This is a genomic window from Luteibacter sp. P1_D3, assembly GCF_056406135.1.
This window is the reverse complement of record NZ_JBFUAT010000008.1, coordinates 189,875-207,815: the sequence shown is the minus strand read 5'-3', so window position 1 is coordinate 207,815 and position 17,941 is coordinate 189,875. Positions and strand designations below refer to the sequence as shown.

Genomic DNA, 17,941 nt, shown 5'->3' with positions numbered 1-17,941 from the left:
CGATTACCACTCGGAAAACGTACGCGGACACCAGGACGACTGGGCAAAACTGCTTCGCTGGATAAAGCGCAGCACCTGAGCCGGATGGGGAACGCGTTGGTTGCACCACGCCACGTCAGTGGCATTGCGGAGGACGGTACCCATGCACGAACTCATCCTGTTGCGTCACGCCGAAGCCGAGGCCAGTAAGGACGGCAAGGACGACCGCGAGCGAAAGCTCACCGAACACGGCAAGAACGAAGCACGCGCCGCGGGCGAATGGCTCGCCAGCCACGGCATCAAGTACGACCGCATCCTGTGCTCCCCCGCCGAACGCACCAGGGAAACGGCGGCCCTGGCCCTCGGTCAGGTCGAGCCCTCCTATGAAACAAGCATCTACGACGCCACGCCCGGCGATCTGTACGACCTCCTCGACAAGCAGTCGGATGTCGAGCGCGTGGTCCTGGTCGGTCACAATCCCGGCATTGAACAGCTGGTAGCCTTCCTCGTCGAAGGCCGGTCCGAGGATTACCGCGGCATGCCGCCCGGTGGCATGGCCCGCCTCGTCTTCGATGGCCCCCTGGAACCTGGCAAAGCCAAGCTCGAGACGTTCTGGTCTCCTCCAAACTGAGTAGCTTTATGCGTCACCTGTTTGCGGCGATCGTGCTTCTCCTGTCGGCGGCGCCTCTGGCCGCCGCCGACCTGCGAATCGATCCCGTGCGTTCACGCGCCGAGTTCAGTGTCCGGTTGCTTTGGGTCAGCAACGTCTCTGGCGCGTTCGAAGGTATTCGTGGTGACGTTTCCATCGATCACGCCGCACAGACGGCCGTGGTCCGGGCCGACATCGACACCGAAAGTATCCGTATGGAATCGGCCAGGCTCCGGCGCTGGGTGCTCGCGCCGGAGTTCTTCGACGCCGTCCACTACCCCACCATTCATTTCGAATCCCTGCCGACGCCCTTGATGCTGCTGACCCACGGCGGGGACGTCGTCGGCAAGCTCACCCTGCGCGGCATCACCCAACCGGTCACCTTCCACCTGCAGGGCAACCGTTGCCCGACGGAGTCGCTGGCTGGCTGCGTCCTTCAGCTGCAGGGCATGATCGACCGTACCGATTTCGAGATGCGGGGTCGCCGTGGCGCCCTCTCCGATCGCGTGAATCTCGGCATGGCTATCGTCCTCGAAGCGCCCTGACAAGCCCTGCGCCGACCCAAGCTCACCTGGCGTTGTCGCCCGTCGCCTATCATCAGCGGCATGCGCCGCCTCTTACCGATCCTGCTCCTCGCCGCCACGCTCCTTGCCGGCGGCTGCTCGCTGTCGCGCACGCGCATCCGTGAGGCCGACGCCGTGGTCACCCTCACAGTGGACCGCCAGCTCACCTGTCACCAGGCCGACCGATGTGCCACGCCCTCCCCGCTCGTCGATGCGGCGAAGGAAGCCAACACGGCATCGACCGCAGACAAGCCGGTCCATGTGGCCACGCTGCTCGAAGATGGCGAGCAGGCCATGGCGGCGCGGATCAACCTCATCCGTGCCGCCACCCAGACCATCGACGTACAGACCTACATCTGGGAGCAGGACGATGCCGGCAAGCTGGTCCTGGATGAGCTGATCCAGGCCGCGCGCCGCGGCGTGCACGTGCGCATCCTCGCCGACCAGCTGTTTTCCTTCGGCGATCCGGGCCTGCTCGCCACCCTGGCCCGCGCCAGCGACAACCTCGAGGTCCGGCTCTACAACCCCACCTTTCACAGCGCGCGTACACCGCCGCTGGAGTTCGCTGCCGGCATCCTCTGTTGCTTCTACAAGTTCAACCAGCGGATGCATAACAAGCTGATCGTGGTCGACGACCTGATCGGCATCACCGGCGGGCGCAACTATGAAGACCGCTACTTCGACTGGGATGGCAGCTTCGACTACATCGACCGCGACGTGATGGTCGGTGGCCCGGCGGCGAAGACCATGGGCGCCAGCTTCGACCAGTTCTGGACGCACAAGCGCTCGGTGGCCCTGACCCACCTGCATGACGTGAATCGGGAACTCCTCGCCGATACCGACGATCCCCGCCACTGGCTGCCACCGACTTACGATCATCCCGAGCGGGTCGCCCAGATCATCAGCGACGCCGAGGACGCCGACTGGCTCGAGGACCGGATCATGCGGTCGACGCTACGGATGAACCGCATCGAGTACCTGTCGGACCTGCCCGGCAAGACCGACGAGCCCAAGCGCCGCGAGGCAAGGACGCTGACCCGCCACATCATGGGCCTGGTGCGTAATGCGAAGAGCGAGATCGTCCTGCAGACGCCCTACCTCGTCATGAGCAAGCCGGCGCAGAAGATCTTCGATCGCCTGCACGCGCAGCCGACACCGCCGCGCATCGTCGTGTCGACCAACTCGCTGGCCTCGACGGACGCGTTCGCGGTGTACGCACTGTCGTACAAGCACCGCAAACGCTACCTCACGGACTACGGCTTCGAGATCTACGAGCTGAAGCCGCATCCCGCGAATGCCGACATCGACGCGCTCGAGAACCCGTCGACCGCACTGGCCACACCGCCCCTGGCCGCGACCGGCTCGGGTAGCGGGCGCAGCCGGCGGACGTCGGGAGGACGCGCGTCGTATGGCGCCGTGCAGCCGTCGGAGTCATCGGGTTTCCTCAGCGCGGGCAGTCATTCCCGGCGCGGGGCGCGGCATCGTCCTGCGCCACTGAGCACGGAAGGCGTCCGCTTCGGCTTGCACGCCAAATCGATCGTCGTCGACGACACTTTTGCCATGGTCGGCACGCACAACTTCGATCCTCGCTCGGATCACTACAACACCGAGTCCGGCGTGATCATCTACGACAAGCGCTTTTCGGACCGCCTGCGCGATTCGATCATGCAGGACACCCAGCCCGGCAACGCCTGGGTGATCGGCCCGCGTGAAAAAAAGATTCCCGTGCTGTCGTCAGTGAACGAGTTCATCGGCGATGTATCCGAGCGCCTGCCCTTCTTCGACCTGTGGCCGTTCCGTTATGCCACCAGCTATGAACTCAAGCCCGGTTGCATTCCGATGCGCTGGACCGATCCCCGCTTCTTCGAGTGCTACGAACCGGTGGGTGACTTTCCCGAAGTGGACGTCTCGCTGAAGCTGATCTACACGCGCATGATCACCGCGTTCGGCTCATCGGCCGCCGGCATTCTCTAGACCGTCGTTCTCTCAGAGACGCGTGAGTTCGAAGCGAATCGGCAGGTCGGCGGTGTAACGGGACGGCCGGTTGTCCGCCGCCGCGAAGCGCCAGCCGCGGACGGCGTCCGTCGCGGCATGATCCAGGTCCAGATCGCCGCTGCTGCGGCCGACGCTGACGTCGGTCACGTCGCCGTCCTGGGTGACGGTGACATTGAGGATGACCTGACCTTCGCGTTGCGCACGTATCGCCGTCATGGGGTAGCGCGGTGAGGGCATGTACACGGGAACGAGGGGCTCGGGCTTCGGCGCGCTCGCAACACGCGGCGCGGCGACCGGGCGATCGACCGACACATGCGCGCGCGGCCGCCCCGCCGTTTCCGCGGTGGCCGGCGCGGAAGCCAGCGACAACGGCAGCGGATGCGCCTTGACCGGTTTCGGCAGCCGGGTCGGCATCACCACTTCGGCCAGGGGACGCGTGGCAGGCGCGCGCTCGTACGTGAGCGCCGTGAGCCAGCTCGTTCCGGCGATGCCGATGACGAGCCCGAGCGCGCTGAGCGAGGTACTGGTGCGAAGTGCGAGCATGCGGGTGGTGTCGTAGACGTGGATCAGGGACGTTCGAGGATCGCCGTGACGCCCATGCCGCCCGCAGTGCAAATGGAGATCAGGCCACGGCCCGAACCCTTCTGCTCGAGCATCTTYGCCAGCGTGGCGACGATGCGCGCACCGGTCGCCGCGAAGGGGTGACCCGCCGCGAGACTGGAGCCGTAGACGTTGAGCTTCGACGGATCGATCGATCCCAGCGGGCCATCGAGACCCAACCGGTTGCGGCAATAGTCGTCGGATTCCCATGCACGCAGCGTGCACAGCACCTGGGCGGCAAAGGCTTCGTGGATCTCGTAGAAGTCGAAATCCTGCAAGGTCAGGCCGGCCTGCTTCAGCATGCGTGGCACGGCCACGGTCGGCGCCATCAGCAGGCCTTCGCCATGGACGAAGTCGACCGCGGAAATCTGCGCGTGCGTGAGGTAGGCCTGGATCGACAGGCCACGATTGCTCGCCCACTCGTCGCTGGCCAGAAGGACGGCGGCGGCGCCATCGGACAGGCCGGTGGAGTTGCCTGCGGTGAGCGTGCCCTGACCGGTGGTCTTGTCGAACGCCGGCTTCAGCGAGGACAGCTTCTCCAGCGTGGAATCGCCACGCAGGAAGCCGTCGCGCTTGAGACCGCGGAACGGCACGACCAGATCGTCGAAGAAGCCGGTCTCATAAGCGGCGGCCAGCTTCTTGTGGCTGGAGAGCGCGAGCTCATCCTGCTCGAGGCGGCCGACCTTCCATTCCTTCGCCATCAGCTCGCAATGGTCACCCATGGACTTGCCCGTGCGGGGCTCGGCCACGCCAGGGAAGGAAGGCTTCAATTCCTTCAGGGAGAAGCCACGCGTCGCGACGGTGAACTTCTCCTTGAGCGTCTTCGCGCGATTCAGCGCGAGCAGGCGCTTGCGCAGCTTCTGCCCGTAGACGATGGGCACGTCGCTGGTGGTGTCCGACCCGCCGGCGATGCCAGCCTCGATCTGACCGGCGGCGATCTTGTTGGCGATGACGATCGCATTGTCGAGCGAGGTGCCGCAGGCACGCGCCGTGGTGATGCCCGGTGTCGTCGGCGCAAGGCCCGACGAAAGCAGGGCCTCGCGGGCCAGGTTCCAGTCGGAGGAGTGGCGAATGACGGCGCCCATGGCGACCTCACCCAGCTCCGTGCCATGCAGGCCGAATTTCTCGACCAGCGATCCCAGCACCTTGACCGACATACCGAAATTGCCGACATCGGCATAGGCGGTGTTGTTGCGGCAGAAGGGAATGCGGACGCCGCCGACCACACCCACGCGCTTTTGCGTCTTTTCCATGCTCTTAAAAGGACAATCCAGGATCGAATGAGGGTGCCGGGGCGCAAGCCCGTTTGCAGGCGAAGGGATCGCGGACGCCGACGATCGCCGACGAACGCGTATCGGCAAGGCTAACCCGCATCCCCTCCCGGCGAAAGCCCGGGATGCACGGATGGTAGAATCGCGTTCCTTTGCCGTTCGGAAAACCCCCGCCGTGAACGAGTCGCTGATCGCCTGCCCCGCCCTCCTGGCGCTGGAACTGGCCGAGGGCGAGATGCCCGGCCGGCTCGAGCTGACGCGCGACGAAGCGCAGACGCTGGCCGGTCTGGTGGCCGACGACCTGCGCGCACTGCTCCCGGGTGTCGAAGCCTCGCGCTTCGCCCTGGTCGGCGCCCTGTTCGACGGCGTGGAGTTGCTGCGCCCCGGGTTTCCGGTCTTCGCCACCCTCGAGGAACTCGCCCGGCGCGTGCCTCGCGTGACCACGGCCGGTGGCGTGGTCGCCTTCGGCACCCATGAGGGCCACATGCCGGCGCAACCGCTCGTGCCGGATCCGCGCTATGTAGGCGGCCCCATGCGCCTGGTTCCCTGGATGCTGCTGGCCCCGGCCGAGCTCGCCGAGGAACTGACGGCAACGATGGAAGTGGAGCTGGTGGGTCGCGGTGAAGCCGGCGCCGCGACGGCGGATTTTCTCATGCGGACCCTGGGCGTACGCCTCGAACACGCGCGCTACCTCAGCCGCGACGACCTGCTCGCGCTCACCTGCGTGCAGTACGAACACGTGAACCTGGCCCCCCTGTGGACCATGCTCGAGACCGCCCTGCTCACACCCTATAAGGAAGAGACGGCGCTCGGCTCGCGTGGCCTGCCGCTGCGCTACGCCGAAGGCCGCGTGGGCATCCCCGGCATCGCCGGCTGGTTCGCCCGTGCGGGTGCGCAGCGGGACAACCCGGCCCATGAATTCGCCGGCACCATCTTCGAGCTGCGCCAGTACGCCGCCTTGCTCGCTGCGCATCACGTGCCCCTGCATCTCGAAGGCGAGCCCGCGCAGACTGCGGGTTATCTCATCGAAGCCATGGCCGAGGCCGACCCCACCCTGCCGCAGCCGATGCTTTACGCCCACGAAGCCGCCGGTCTCGGCATGGCCGCCGTCACGGTCGCCCAGCCGTCGCCGGGCAAGGCGCGGATCCTCGCCCATGGCTATCCGCTCGCCCCCGATGCGCTTGGCCCGTTGCTGGACACGCTGGCGGAACGCTATGACACGGCCACGGAGGTTCACGCGCTCGGCAAGGTCCTGCTGGATGCCAACGGCGTGCTTTCCGCGCCAGCCCCCTCATTACACTGACGGATTTTCACGAATCCTTCGATATACGCCGCCGCAGGGACGCATTAGAGTTGGGTCATCGTGTCTTCGGCGACCGCATGCGCCTTACCGCACCACCCGCTAACGACTCTCCGACCGACTGGGCGGCCTACTTGCTGGAGCGAGCGCCGGCGATGATGGCTTACGTCGACACGTCGTTACGCTACCGCTTCGCCAGTCCCGCGTATGCCGCCTGGATGGGCATCGAGCGAGACGGACTCGTCGGGCGCCGTCTCGATGAAGTCATCGCGCCAGCCGTGTACGCCCGCATCGAACCCGGTGTGACCGCCGCGCTTGCCGGCGATCCGGTCATCGCCGATCGCGAAGTACGCCGGGACGACGGCAAGTGCTATGCCCAGGCCACGTTCACCCCGGATATCGACGACGACGGCGCGATTCGCGGTGTGTCCATCCTTCTCGCCGACATCTCCGGCCGGCATGTCCTCGAAGCGCGTCTGAAGGAAAGCGAACGGCGCTTCTCGCAGGCCTTCCGCCATGCGGCGATCGGCATGGCCCTTGTCCTGCCCAACGGCCGCTGGCTGCAGGTGAACGAAGCGCTCTGCACCATGCTCGGCTACACCGATCAGGAACTGCTCACCGCCGCCTACCAGGACATCACGCACCCGGACGACCTGGCGACCGATCTCGCGCTCGTGCAGAAGATACTTCAGGGCGAACGCGCCTCGTATCACCTGGAGAAGCGCTATATCCGTCGCGACGGGCAGTTGGTGCATGCACTGCTCACCGTGTCCCTGGTGCGCGACGAAAACGGCGAGCCGCTGTACTTCATCTCGCAGGTCGTGGACATCAGCGAACGCAAGGCCTTCGAGGACGCGCTGTTCCGCGAGCGCGAGCTGGCCGAGGTCACCCTCAAGTCCATCGGCGACGCCGTGATCACGACGGACCCGTACCTCATCGTCACCTCGCTCAACCCCATCGCCGAAGCGATGACCGGCTGGACCAGCCACGAAGCCGTGGGCCGGCCCATGGACGACATCTTCCAGCTGCGCGACCCGCTCACGCGCCGGCCGATCCCGAACCCGCTACTCACCGCCGTGACCAAGAACACGATCATCGGCCTGACCACCGATGCCATCCTCGTGCATCGCAACGGCTTCGACAGCCCGATCGAGGATTCCGCGGCGCCGATCCACGATCACGCCGGCAATGTCGTCGGCGGCGTCGTGGTGTTCCACGACGTGAGCGAGACACGTGCGCTTGCGCTGAAGATGGCGCACCTCGCGCACCACGATACGCTCACCGGCCTGCCCAACCGCGCGCTGCTGCAGTCGCGCATGGAGTTCGCCGTAACCGTCGCGGCACGGCGCAACCAGCGCGCGGCCCTGCTCTTCGTCGACATCGATCACTTCAAGCAGATCAACGACTCCATGGGCCACGCGGCAGGCGATGCCTTGCTGCAGGAAGTGGCGCGACGTATCCGCGCCGCCGTGCGTCCCGACGACACCGTCAGCCGCCTGGGCGGCGACGAGTTCGTCGCCCTGCTGCCCCATGTGGACGGCGCCGCCGATGCGGCCACCGTCGCCGAGCGCGTTCTCGAAGCCTGCAGCGAAGCCGTAGGCGTGGATGCGTCGGCACTCGCCATCAGCTTCAGTATCGGCATCAGCGTGTATCCGGACGATGCCTTCGATGCGGAGTCGCTGCTGCGCAACGCCGACACCGCCATGTACGAAGCGAAGATGCAGGGCCGCAACGGCTATCGCTTCTTCAACCCGAGCATGAACGAACGAAACACCGCGCGCGTCCGCATCGAAGTGGAATTACGCAAGGCGCTCGCACGCAACGAACTCAGCCTGCACTACCAGCCCAAGGTCGACGTGAACCTGGGCACGGTAGTTGGCGCCGAGGCACTGCTGCGCTGGCAAGTGGATGGCGAAGACGTCTACACACCCGAGCAGTTCATCCCCGTGGCCGAGGATTGCGGCCTCATCGTGCCGATCGGCGAATGGGCGCTGCGCGAAGCCTGTCGCCAGGCGGAAATCTGGGCACGTCTTTACCGCCCCTTGTCCGTCTCCGTGAATGTGTCCGCCCTGCAGTTCCAGCACACGCGCTTCTTCGAATCGCTGCGTGCCGTCCTCGCCGAGACCAGCCTGCACCCCACCCTGCTCGAACTGGAACTCACCGAACGCACCGTGATGGAAGGCGGCGACCACATCGCCGACCTGCTGCACCGGATCAAGTCGCTGGGCGTGTCACTCAGCCTGGATGACTTCGGCACCGGCTATTGCAGCCTGTCGTACCTGAAGCACTTTCCCATCGACACCTTGAAGATCGATCGCACCTTCATTCGCGATGTCGCCTGGGACAACGACAGTGCCGCCATCGTCAGCGCCATCATCGCGATGGGCGCCGGCATGAACAAGCAGGTCCTCGCTGAAGGCGTGGAGAGCGTTGAGCAGGCCAACTTCCTCAGCTCCGCCGGCTGCCCGCAAATGCAAGGCTTCCTCTTCGGCAAGGCCGTACCCGCCCGGGAGTTCGAAGAACGCATCGCCGCCGTCGACACCGGCGACCCGCGCGTCCCCCAACTCTAGCCGCAACACGGTAGGAGCCGATTCATCGGCGATCCCGCGGCAGCGGGCCAGGTCTCCGCGGATCAGGCCCCCAACATCGCCTCATACATATAGTAATGACACCGCTCCATCCCGAGCCCCGCATACGTCGCCTGCGCCCGCTCGTTCTCCGTCTCGACATACAAACGCACGCCCACGGCGCCAGCGCCACCGGCCATCGCCTTCACGTGCGCATAGAGCCCGCGAAACACGCCAGCTCGCCGTGCCTCGAGCGCCACATAAACACTCTGCACCCACCAGAAATCGCCGCAGCGCCAGTCGCTCCACTCGTAGGTGACCAGCAGGCAGCCGACCGCGACGCCATTGAGCTCCGCGATCAAATAGAACCCGCGTCGCGGCTCATCGAAGACAGCGCGCACGCCGCGACCGATGGTCGCCGGATCGAGCGCCTTGTTCTCGGTCTCCCAGGCCATGGCGATATTCCAGCCGGCGATCGCGTCGGCGTCGTCAATGCCCGCGCGGCGTATGTAGAGACTCATGCGTTTATCCGTTCGAAGGGCGTCGCTTACGCGAGGCGCCGAGTTTGCGTGTGAGGGTATTGCGGCCGACGCCGAGAGCGGCCGCAGCGTGTTGGCGATGCCCGTCGTTGGCGACGAGTGCCGCCTGCAACAAGGTCTTGTCCAGCGCATCGCGGGCGCGCGCATGCACGTCCACCTCGCCTTGCGCCAGGGCATCCTGCGCCCAGATGCGCAGAGCGTCGGTCCATTCGCTGCTGCGTGTTTCCCGCGCGGGCAAGACACCCAGGTCACCGGCGAGAATCTCCGCGCCGGGCGCAATCACGGCGAGGCGCCTGCACAGGTTCTCGAGTTCGCGCACGTTGCCGGGATAATCGCGCTGTTCGACCAGTTTCATCGCACCGCGCGAGAAACGCTTTGGTGGCAGTTTCAGTTCGGCGGCGGCCTGCGCGAGGAAGTGTCGCGCCAGTACGGGGATATCGCCACGACGCTGGCGCAGCGACGGCAAGGCGATACGCACGACATCGAGGCGATGCTTCAGGTCGGCGCGAAAGAGCCCCGCCGCAACGCGTGCATCCAGATCCTGATGCGTGGCCGCGATGATGCGCACATTCCCGCGCATCAGCTCACGACCGCCGACGCGGTAGAACTCACCGCCGGCGAGCACGCGCAACAGGCGGGTCTGCAAGGCGATCGGCATATCGCCGATTTCGTCGAGGAAGAGCGTGCCACCTTCCGCCTGCTCGAAACGACCGGCGTGGCGTCGCTGCGCACCCGTGAAGGCGCCGGCTTCGTGACCGAACAGTTCGCTTTCGAGCAGTTCGGCGGGGATAGCCGCGGTGTTCAAGGCGACGTACGGCTTGCCGCTGCGCGCGCTTTCTTCATGCAGCGCACGCGCAACCAGCTCCTTACCCGTGCCTGTCTCACCCGTGATCAAGACATTGAGGTCACTCGCCGACACACGGCCGATCAAGCGGAACACCTCGCGCATCGCGGGGCTTTCGCCCAGCAATGAATGCGCATCCACACGACCAACAGGCACGATCACTTCTTCGTGCGCCGCGGCCAGCGTGCGCTCCACCGCTTCCACCGCCATGTCGAGATCGAACGGCTTAGCCAGATAGTCGGCGGCCCCGGCGCGATACGCCGCTGCCGTCGTCGCAACATCGGTATAGGCACTCATGACGATCACCGGACCGATGTTGCGCCGGGTGAGGTCTTCCAGCAGACGCAGTCCATCTTCGCCCGGCATGCGCACATCGGTCACCAGCAGGCCCGGCCGGCCTTCGGCCAGCGCGGCACGCACCGCGTCACCCGCGCTGAATTCGCGCACCGTATGCCCCGCATCGCGCAGGGCTTCGGCGAGCACGAAGCGCACGCCGCGATCGTCGTCGGCGATCCAGATTTCACTCATGGTGCCGCTCCATCGGAAGGTACAGGGAGAACACCGTTTCACCGGGGCGACTGGTAAAGCGCAGGTCACCGCCATGTTCGAGCGCGATCTCCCGCGACAGCGCCAGGCCGAGGCCCGTGCCATCGGGACGGCCCGAAACCAGCGGCTGGAAAAGCGAATCGCGAAGCTCGTCGGGCACACCCGGGCCGTCGTCGATCACGTCGATACGGAGGGCGGCACGCACGGTGCGCTCGCCCAGGCGCGCGCCGTGCTCGACACGAGTGCGCAGCGTGATCGTCGTCGCGCTGGCTTCGCTGGCATTGCGCGTGAGGTTGAGTAGTACCTGGAGCAGGCGATCGGTGTCGCCGACGCTGTCCGGCAGGCTGGGGTCGTAATCGTGGCGGACGCGCAAGGCGTCGGCTTCGGCGCCGACCAGGCCTTCGAGGCGTTCCAGCAGCTCATGGACATTGACCGGCCCCAGGCGGGCGGCGCCGCGATGCCGCAGCAGGCCATCGGCGAGTGCGGCGAGACGATCCGCTTCAGCGATCACCATGCCGGCCAGCTGGCGGAGATCGTTATCGCCGACCCGGCGTTCGAGGAGCTGGGCCGCACCGCGCAGGCCGGCCAGCGGGTTCTTCACCTCATGGGCGAAACCGCGAAGCGTGGCCGAAAGCGGCGTGCCCGTGGCGGCGCTGAGTTCCGGCGCCAGCGGATGCACCTCGACCAGCAGCCGGCCGTCGTCCAGAGGTTGCATGGACAGGTCGGCGGTGATTTCGCGGCCTCGTGCCACGCCGAAGGTGACGCCCCGGAGGTTGAAGGGTCGGCGCTCGAGTAGGCACCGCTCCAACTGCGCGGCCAGTGATGCCTCCCTCATCAGGGCGTGCAGGGGCTGGCCGACGGCTGTCCGGGGGCCTACGTCGAGTACCTCGCCCAGGGCGGGGTTGAGCCAGTTGACGCGTAGGTCTGCGTCGACCACGGCGAGGCCGGTGCCGAGGAGGGTTAGAAGGTCAGCCTGATCTGGTGCGTGCATTGCACCAATGTAGGGAGGTTGGGTGGGGGCTGCAACCGGACAGATTCCGAGGCCGCATGGACGGAGGCAATCTTTGCAGATTGCGCACACTTTGCTAAATGGTGCGAAATCGATGACTTCAGAATGGCGCCGTGGCTGGATCGACCCCAAAAGCCTCCGAATTTTTCCTAGATGGGTTGGCGGATTTCCACCCATCCATTTAGCTAAGTGTGTACAGGCCCGAGGGCAGTTCGTGGAAAGTCGGCAAAATCTGGATTATCTGCCTTTCGCGCTGACCGTGGGCACTGATCCTGAGCTCACACCAGTGCTCCGGCACCGTCGCTCCCTGTTTGTCAACGCAAGTAATTGCTTTGTCCGTGGAACGTACGCTTTACGGACAAGCTCAGCATCGGCTTAGCGCCAATATGTACACGCCGACCAAGCCGCCAGAAGCTGGTGTTTGTTCCTCCGACGCTCACGCCCTTTGGTGGCGCGAGGCGGTACCATTAAGAATAAACCGGTACTCGTACCGAACAGTCAGGCCAAGATCGGGGATCTTTCCAAAACCAGCAGGAAGCTGCTGCAGCACTTCCTGCACTCCATCCATGTCTTTAGGCAGAGCGCCTGAATCGTTGTCGAAGACGAAGTGAGTTATGGGTTCATAGACCGGCGTGAGGTAATCAGCGACATCCTCCCGAATAACAAGCGGGTAGATCTTAAGCCTTTGCTTACTCACTTCAAGCAGCTTGCCTTGCTTGAACCTTCCCTTGCGCCTGCCACTGGGAACGTCGGTGAAGAACACCTCGACCATTTGATTCCCGAACTCGTTGCGCCCCTTTCTTAAAATGAAGTAAGGGCCGCCATCGCTTCGCGGCGGATAGTAGATTGTCGAACGCGTGACCATCCCAGATGCCCCCTAAATCCTTGAAGCCCGGCGGCTTTGTGTAGCCTGACAGATCAGTGTCGCATCCATAATAGCGGGCTACGTCATACTTCGCTTGACGCTGGGTCAAGGCCCAGAAGCAAGGGTTCGCGCATGGAAACCTGTCAGCGGAGCAACAGCGGAACTCTGTTCAATCGGAAATTCATGCCGGCCGCACAGATACTCCAGGCGCGGGCACATTGCGAGCACTCGGACCACAGTCCCTAGTCCTCTTCCGCAGCCGCCTCACGCCCCTGCTGCCGAATCAACGCCTCTTCCCGAGCATCATTAATCGACTGCCGAATGCTATCGAGGTCGACCTCAGACTCATCCGGCTCGAAATGCCCCGTCAGTTCCGTATCGGCACGCAGTTCACCGGCCTGGAACAGCGCCCACATCTCCTCGCCATACCACGTGTCCAGCAACTCAGGTGCTGAACGTCCAAGGTAAGCAGTGAGATTGTTCACGTCACGCAGCAGCATCGTGCGCGCCGCATTGTTTCCCGCCGCACTGACGACCTGCGGAAAATCGATCACGACCGGGCCATCCGGCCCGATAAGAACGTTGTAGGCAGAAAGATCGCCGTGAATCAGTCCCGCACACAGCATCAGCACGACCTGCCGCACGAGAATCGCGTGGTATGCCCGAGCGTCTTCGGGGCTGACATCGACCTCGCCCAGGCGGGGTGCGGAGAGGCCATCGGCGTCCGTGACCAGTTCCATCACCAGCACGCCGTGGAAATAGCCGAACGGCTCTGGCACGCGGACGCCGGCGTCGCGCAGCAGATAGAGCGCGTCGACCTCAGCGTTCTTCCAGGCGACTTCCTGCTGCTTGCGGCCGTACTTGCTGCCCTTGCCGATCGCACGGGCCTCGCGGCTGCTGCCGACCTTGCGGCCTTCCTGGTACTGGACGCGCTGCTGGAAGCTACGGTGCGCCATGTCCTTGTAGACCTTGGCGCAGCGGACATCGCCGCCGCTGCGGACGACGTAGACAGCCGCCTCCTTGCCGCTCTTCAGGGGCCGGAGCACGTCATCGATGATGCCGTCGTCGATCAACGGCTGCAGGCCTTGGGGCGTCTTCAATTGATTCAGGGGGTCAGTGGCATGGCGAGAGTGGCCATCGACCGACAATTTTCACATTTTCCGCGACTTAGCGCCAATTCCACCCTGAACCGGCCGTCTGGCCCTACACAAACCTCTCAAAAATGCTGTCGATCTCGACAGGGATCCCCATTGGCAGGGAGGACACGCCGATCGCACTCCGCGCGGGCAGCAACTCAGCCCCGAAGAGGTCACGAAGCAGGCCACTCGCCCCATCGGCGACCTTGGGGTGGGCGGTGAACGAGGCTTCGGACCGCACATACACCGTCAGGCGAAGGCAGCGCTTGATGTTATCGAGGCCATAGCTCTTCTCGAGACTGGCAAGGATCAGGAGCATCGTCATCCTTGCGGCGTCCTGGGCATCGCTCAGGCTCATGTCGCCGCCGACGAGGCCCGTCACGGGCTCGCCATCCTTGATCGGTCCCAGTCCCGAGACGTACACCTGGTTACCGGACGCCGTGACCACGTTGTACGAGCCAAGCGCAGGGAGTGGCGGGGGGAGTACAAACCCCAGCTGTTTGAGTCGATCCATGCAGCGCATAAACAGATGTCTCCTGAGGTTCCAGCACCGCGACATGGTATGCCGTGGTGCTGGAACCGATCGTTACTTGGCGGCCTGCTCGATCAACGCAGCGACCTCAGCCGGATGCGATACCGGCGAGGCATGGCTGGACGGAATCGTCACCGTCGTCGCCTTCATGCGCTGCGCGAAGAGTGTCTCCGCCTGCGGCGGAATCATCATGTCGTTGCCGGAAATCGCATAGTAGGTCGGCTTGCTGTGCCATGCAGCGATTGAGGCCGGCGTCCCGAAGGCCGTCGCGCTGATCGGCATCTGCGCCTTGGCGAGGGCCGCGCCTTCCGCAGCGGGCACGTCGCCCACGAAGACACGGGGGAACGCAGCGGGATCGATCGAAAGAAAACCCTTTGCGTCCGGATGCACTTCTTTCTGCCCTTCCGTCGGCGGACCGTTACTGGAAAGCGCCTGCACGCTCTCGCCCTTGTCGGGAGCAAACGCGGCGATGTAGACCAGCGCCTTCACCTTCGGATTGTCGCCGGCTTCGCCGATCACCACGCCGCCCCACGAGTGTCCCACCAAGACCGTCGGACCCTTCTGCGATTCCAGCACGTCACGCGTCGCGGCCACATCGGCTTCCAGCGACGTCATCGGGATAGCCACCTCGCTGACCGTGAACCCCTTCTTACGAAGGATCACGGCCACCTTGTCCCAGCTTGAAGGACCGGCGAACGCACCATGCACCAGCACGACATTCTTGGCCGTGGCAGCGCTCGCTGCGACGGGAGCGGCCGGGGCCATGGCGACGGCAAGGGCCGCCGCCGAGTAAAAGAGTTTCATCAAGAGATCCTGTTTGGCGTGATAGTTTTTGCGCGCCGCACAGATATACCTTCCGACGAGAAAGCGAACCATGACAGGGCATCCGAAAGACTTGACGATTCATCCGGACGACGAGGCAGGCACCTCGCCGTCGGCGGATCTGCTCTCTCACGTGCTCGCCCAACTTCGCCTCACCGGAGACAAGGTGACGTCGAAGCCGCTGCCGACACATCATGTCGTCTCTCTGGACCCGGCGATGGCGCACGTCATCGTGATCGAGGAAGGAGAACTCGCGGTCCACGCGGAAGGCGAGGCGACCATGCAGGTGCGCGCGAACGAGCTTCTACTGTTACCCCACGGTCCCGGGGACGTACGTCTCGAGACGATGGGAACGCCGGCGGCGATCATCGACTGCAGCTTCTGGTTCGATCCCGACAGTCGCCATGGCACGGCTCTGGCACTACCGCCCCGGATCCATGTCCGCGAGGAGGACTGCGGGGCGTGGCTCAGGCCCATCGTTGGCTTCATGTTGGCGGAGGCCGCCGACCATCAGGCGGGCGCCGCTTTGATGGTTTCCCGGCTGATCGACCTGGTGGTGATACGCACGCTTCGCAGCTGGGTCCACCAGGGCAACACGACCGGCTGGCTCGGCGGATTGATCGATGCGCGCATCGCCCGTGCGATCAAGGCGATCCACGAGAGCCCACGCGAACGCTGGAGCATCGACGCCCTCGCTGACGTCGCGGGCATGTCGCGATCGAGCTTCTACGAGCGCTTCACCGCGCTGGTCGGGCAGTCACCGCAACGCTATTCGAGCGAGTGGCGCCTGGCGCTCGCCCGGGAGCTGTTGGGCAAGGGCGATGCGCGGGTGGGCCAGGTGGGGCTGAGCGTGGGCTACCGGTCCGAAGCGGCGTTCAGTCGGGCTTACAAAGCTCTTTACGGGCACCCGCCCAGGGTCGAGAAAGGCAAATGACCGACACCCTCCGTGGTGCCGGTCATTTGCATCGCTCAGGGAACCAGCAACCAGCTCACCTGCTGGACACGTGGCGGTGGTGGCAGCCACCCACCCGATGCCGGGTAACCGTATTCATAGGTCACGGTGTCCTGCATGGCGAAGGAGTGCATCGGCTGGGCCTGGCAGACCACATCCCTGACCGGCATGACACCGGAGCTCAGGTATGCAAATTCCGTGCTGCGGGTGCAGGCGTTGTCGTCATACATGACGCCGTGCGTCGTCGCGTTGTTGACCAGCACCATCCGCGACGCGTTACCGCTATCCAACCGATCCTTCAGCGCTTCCGAATACGGCGTGGACGGATCGAACTCGTCCTGCAACATCAGGGCATGCACCGTCGTGCGCGCTTCCAGCACGCGATCGAGCACAGGCTGCCACGGCCAGTTCTCGCAGTTGTCGATCAGCGTCGATGCACCGATGGCCCAGTAGGTACGCACGTCCGCGATCTTCTGGTTGATGCTGCGTGGATCGGTGGAACCGGAGTCGTTGCACTGCAGGGCGAACTGCATCGGATTGAAACTGGGCAGCAAGCGCAGGTCGGCATAGGTGGCCGCCGCCATCTGCTCGGCGGCCGCGATATGCGCCGGATCGCCATCCAGCGCCTGTGACATCGCGCCCAGCGACGGCGAGACGAGCAAGTCCCAGAACACCCACATGCCCGTGCCATCCAGCGCACCGAGTGCCTGGTCCGGCGTGACGCTGCCCATGCGGTGCTGCGAGGTCGCCTGGTAAATCTGCTGGAACGTCGTCAACACCTTCTGCGGCGTCGTGCCCATGTGGAACTGGTCGTCATGGCGCGAGATGAAGGGGATGAAGGCCTGCTGGATATTCAGCTGGTCCATGGCGATGCGCTTCAACGATTGCCGTTCCCAGTCCAGGTGCACCCAGTTCATGTTGCTGTCGAGCACCACGCGATCGAAGGTGTCGGGGAACATGCGGTCGGCATAAGCCATGAGGCTGCTCCCGCTCGAGATGCCCATCAGGTCGGCACGACCAAAGCCCAGCACGGCTCGCACGAGGTTCAGGTCACGAACGTGATTGGGTGTGCTGATGCCTTTCAGGAAGGCGGCATGTTGCTGCAGGCAGGAGTGCATCGACCGGTTCCACCAGGTCTGCTGTGCCCGCAAGCTGGCCGCGGTCGGGTTGCGGCTGTCGCCGTCCATGAAATTCTCGGCGCCGGTGCGCGGCGCGTAATCACAGCTGACCTGGGTGCCGGTGCCGTCGGTGATGCCACGCAGATCGACGCCGACGACGAGGTGATCGACCATGACCTGGGGCTGCAACTGCTCCAGCATCTCGGCCTGCGACGCGCTGGAGTTGTCCGGGCCACCGGCGTTCACCAGCAGCAGGCGGGTATACGGCTGCGGGTTGAGCGGCCTGGAAATTCCGATGGTGATATCGCCCTGGCGCGGGTCGGCCCAGTCGATGGGCACCGTGACCAGAGCGCACTGGATCGTGCTGCCATCGGTGAACAGCGAGGGCGGGCACCCGCCCCAGTTGACCTGCTGGTGGTAGTACCTGGCGTAGGCCGGATCACTGCTGTGATCGTCGATCCCGTGGGCACTCGCCAGTCCCGGACACGCCATGCAACCGATCAGCGCCAGCAGCTTGGGCGCGGTCAACAAAAAGCGCTTCATTTTGATGCATCCTTGGTCAGTTCAGCCTGCGTAGACGCGATGATGTTCAGGGCGAGGAGAGCCGTAAATGACCGGTGGCGAGCTTTTCCGATGTGACCACTTCGGACTGTC

General features: G+C 64.7%; 16 protein-coding genes. 6 read left to right on the top strand and 10 right to left on the bottom strand.

The window, feature by feature from the left end; translation table 11 throughout:
• Positions 1 to 142: 142 nt before the first annotated feature.
• The 3 genes from AC1DYM_RS08145 to AC1DYM_RS08135 are packed head-to-tail and all read left to right on the top strand — an operon-like array spanning position 143 to position 3,165.
• Positions 143 to 610 (top strand): SixA phosphatase family protein, encoded by a 468-nt coding sequence (locus AC1DYM_RS08145; RefSeq protein WP_046969420.1) that lies wholly within the window; start codon positions 143 to 145, stop codon positions 608 to 610.
• Positions 611 to 618: 8 nt separating this feature from the next.
• Positions 619 to 1,173, top strand: a complete 555-nt coding sequence (locus tag AC1DYM_RS08140) for a YceI family protein (protein WP_477337469.1) — start codon at positions 619 to 621, stop codon at positions 1,171 to 1,173.
• A gap of 60 nt (positions 1,174 to 1,233) precedes the next feature.
• Positions 1,234 to 3,165, top strand: coding sequence for a phospholipase D family protein (locus AC1DYM_RS08135; protein ID WP_477337468.1), 1,932 nt, complete (start codon positions 1,234 to 1,236; stop codon positions 3,163 to 3,165).
• Between the two features lie 12 nt (positions 3,166 to 3,177).
• On the opposite strand, the gene AC1DYM_RS08130 is transcribed toward AC1DYM_RS08135, so the two are convergent.
• The gene (locus AC1DYM_RS08130; protein ID WP_477337467.1) at positions 3,178 to 3,729 is read right to left on the bottom strand and encodes an energy transducer TonB; all 552 of its coding nucleotides are present in this window, start codon (positions 3,727 to 3,729) and stop codon (positions 3,178 to 3,180) included.
• 23 nt (positions 3,730 to 3,752) lie between these two features.
• Positions 3,753 to 5,039 (bottom strand): acetyl-CoA C-acetyltransferase, encoded by a 1,287-nt coding sequence (locus tag AC1DYM_RS08125; protein ID WP_046969417.1) that lies wholly within the window; start codon positions 5,037 to 5,039, stop codon positions 3,753 to 3,755.
• Between the two features lie 193 nt (positions 5,040 to 5,232).
• Here AC1DYM_RS08125 and AC1DYM_RS08120 point away from each other — a divergent pair, with 193 nt between their 5' ends.
• A complete protein-coding gene (locus AC1DYM_RS08120) occupies positions 5,233 to 6,360 on the top strand; it encodes a hypothetical protein (RefSeq protein WP_477337466.1) in 1,128 nt (375 codons plus the stop codon).
• A gap of 77 nt (positions 6,361 to 6,437) precedes the next feature.
• A complete protein-coding gene (locus AC1DYM_RS08115; RefSeq protein WP_477337465.1) occupies positions 6,438 to 8,927 on the top strand; it encodes a sensor domain-containing protein in 2,490 nt (829 codons plus the stop codon).
• 62 nt (positions 8,928 to 8,989) lie between these two features.
• Here AC1DYM_RS08115 and AC1DYM_RS08110 read toward each other — a convergent pair whose 3' ends face one another.
• From AC1DYM_RS08110 to AC1DYM_RS08080, 7 genes are all read right to left on the bottom strand, one after another.
• Positions 8,990 to 9,445 carry an N-acetyltransferase family protein gene (locus AC1DYM_RS08110; protein ID WP_477337464.1) on the bottom strand — a complete coding sequence of 152 codons (456 nt, stop codon included), beginning with the start codon at positions 9,443 to 9,445 and terminating at the stop codon, positions 8,990 to 8,992.
• Positions 9,446 to 9,449: 4 nt separating this feature from the next.
• Positions 9,450 to 10,835: a nitrogen regulation protein NR(I) gene (ntrC, locus tag AC1DYM_RS08105; protein WP_477337463.1), complete on the bottom strand. Its 1,386-nt coding sequence runs from the start codon at positions 10,833 to 10,835 to the stop codon at positions 9,450 to 9,452.
• Positions 10,828 to 11,844 (bottom strand): nitrogen regulation protein NR(II), encoded by a 1,017-nt coding sequence (gene glnL / locus AC1DYM_RS08100; protein WP_477337462.1) that lies wholly within the window; start codon positions 11,842 to 11,844, stop codon positions 10,828 to 10,830. Before glnL ends, ntrC begins: the two co-directional genes overlap by 8 nt.
• Positions 11,845 to 12,298: 454 nt before the next feature.
• Complete coding sequence (locus AC1DYM_RS08095; RefSeq protein ID WP_477337461.1) at positions 12,299 to 12,727, bottom strand: hypothetical protein; 429 nt, start codon at positions 12,725 to 12,727, stop codon at positions 12,299 to 12,301.
• Between the two features lie 242 nt (positions 12,728 to 12,969).
• Positions 12,970 to 13,827: a PA4780 family RIO1-like protein kinase gene (locus AC1DYM_RS08090; RefSeq protein WP_477337476.1), complete on the bottom strand. Its 858-nt coding sequence runs from the start codon at positions 13,825 to 13,827 to the stop codon at positions 12,970 to 12,972.
• Between the two features lie 103 nt (positions 13,828 to 13,930).
• Positions 13,931 to 14,377: a RidA family protein gene (locus AC1DYM_RS08085; RefSeq protein ID WP_477337460.1), complete on the bottom strand. Its 447-nt coding sequence runs from the start codon at positions 14,375 to 14,377 to the stop codon at positions 13,931 to 13,933.
• A 72-nt stretch (positions 14,378 to 14,449) separates the two neighbouring features.
• A complete protein-coding gene (locus tag AC1DYM_RS08080) occupies positions 14,450 to 15,199 on the bottom strand; it encodes an alpha/beta fold hydrolase (RefSeq protein WP_477337459.1) in 750 nt (249 codons plus the stop codon).
• A 28-nt stretch (positions 15,200 to 15,227) separates the two neighbouring features.
• Here AC1DYM_RS08080 and AC1DYM_RS08075 point away from each other — a divergent pair, with 28 nt between their 5' ends.
• Positions 15,228 to 16,151, top strand: a complete 924-nt coding sequence (locus tag AC1DYM_RS08075; RefSeq protein ID WP_477337458.1) for an AraC family transcriptional regulator — start codon at positions 15,228 to 15,230, stop codon at positions 16,149 to 16,151.
• A 35-nt stretch (positions 16,152 to 16,186) separates the two neighbouring features.
• On the opposite strand, the gene AC1DYM_RS08070 is transcribed toward AC1DYM_RS08075, so the two are convergent.
• The gene (locus AC1DYM_RS08070) at positions 16,187 to 17,830 is read right to left on the bottom strand and encodes an alpha/beta fold hydrolase (protein ID WP_477337457.1); all 1,644 of its coding nucleotides are present in this window, start codon (positions 17,828 to 17,830) and stop codon (positions 16,187 to 16,189) included.
• Positions 17,831 to 17,941 lie beyond the last annotated feature (111 nt).

Excerpts from the sequence above, each read along its gene's own strand:
- AC1DYM_RS08145 (WP_046969420.1), top strand. The coding sequence starts at position 143 with ATGCACGAACTCATCCTGTTGCGTCACGCCGAAGCCGAGGCCAGTAAG.
- AC1DYM_RS08140 (WP_477337469.1), top strand. The coding sequence starts at position 619 with ATGCGTCACCTGTTTGCGGCGATCGTGCTTCTCCTGTCGGCGGCGCCT.
- AC1DYM_RS08135 (WP_477337468.1), top strand. The coding sequence starts at position 1,234 with ATGCGCCGCCTCTTACCGATCCTGCTCCTCGCCGCCACGCTCCTTGCC.
- AC1DYM_RS08130 (WP_477337467.1), bottom strand. The coding sequence starts at position 3,729 with ATGCTCGCACTTCGCACCAGTACCTCGCTCAGCGCGCTCGGGCTCGTC.
- AC1DYM_RS08115 (WP_477337465.1), top strand. The coding sequence starts at position 6,438 with ATGCGCCTTACCGCACCACCCGCTAACGACTCTCCGACCGACTGGGCG.
- AC1DYM_RS08110 (WP_477337464.1), bottom strand. The coding sequence starts at position 9,445 with ATGAGTCTCTACATACGCCGCGCGGGCATTGACGACGCCGACGCGATC.
- ntrC (WP_477337463.1), bottom strand. The coding sequence starts at position 10,835 with ATGAGTGAAATCTGGATCGCCGACGACGATCGCGGCGTGCGCTTCGTG.
- glnL (WP_477337462.1), bottom strand. The coding sequence starts at position 11,844 with ATGCACGCACCAGATCAGGCTGACCTTCTAACCCTCCTCGGCACCGGC.
- AC1DYM_RS08095 (WP_477337461.1), bottom strand. The coding sequence starts at position 12,727 with ATGGTCACGCGTTCGACAATCTACTATCCGCCGCGAAGCGATGGCGGC.
- AC1DYM_RS08085 (WP_477337460.1), bottom strand. The coding sequence starts at position 14,377 with ATGGATCGACTCAAACAGCTGGGGTTTGTACTCCCCCCGCCACTCCCT.
- AC1DYM_RS08080 (WP_477337459.1), bottom strand. The coding sequence starts at position 15,199 with ATGAAACTCTTTTACTCGGCGGCGGCCCTTGCCGTCGCCATGGCCCCG.
- AC1DYM_RS08070 (WP_477337457.1), bottom strand. The coding sequence starts at position 17,830 with ATGAAGCGCTTTTTGTTGACCGCGCCCAAGCTGCTGGCGCTGATCGGT.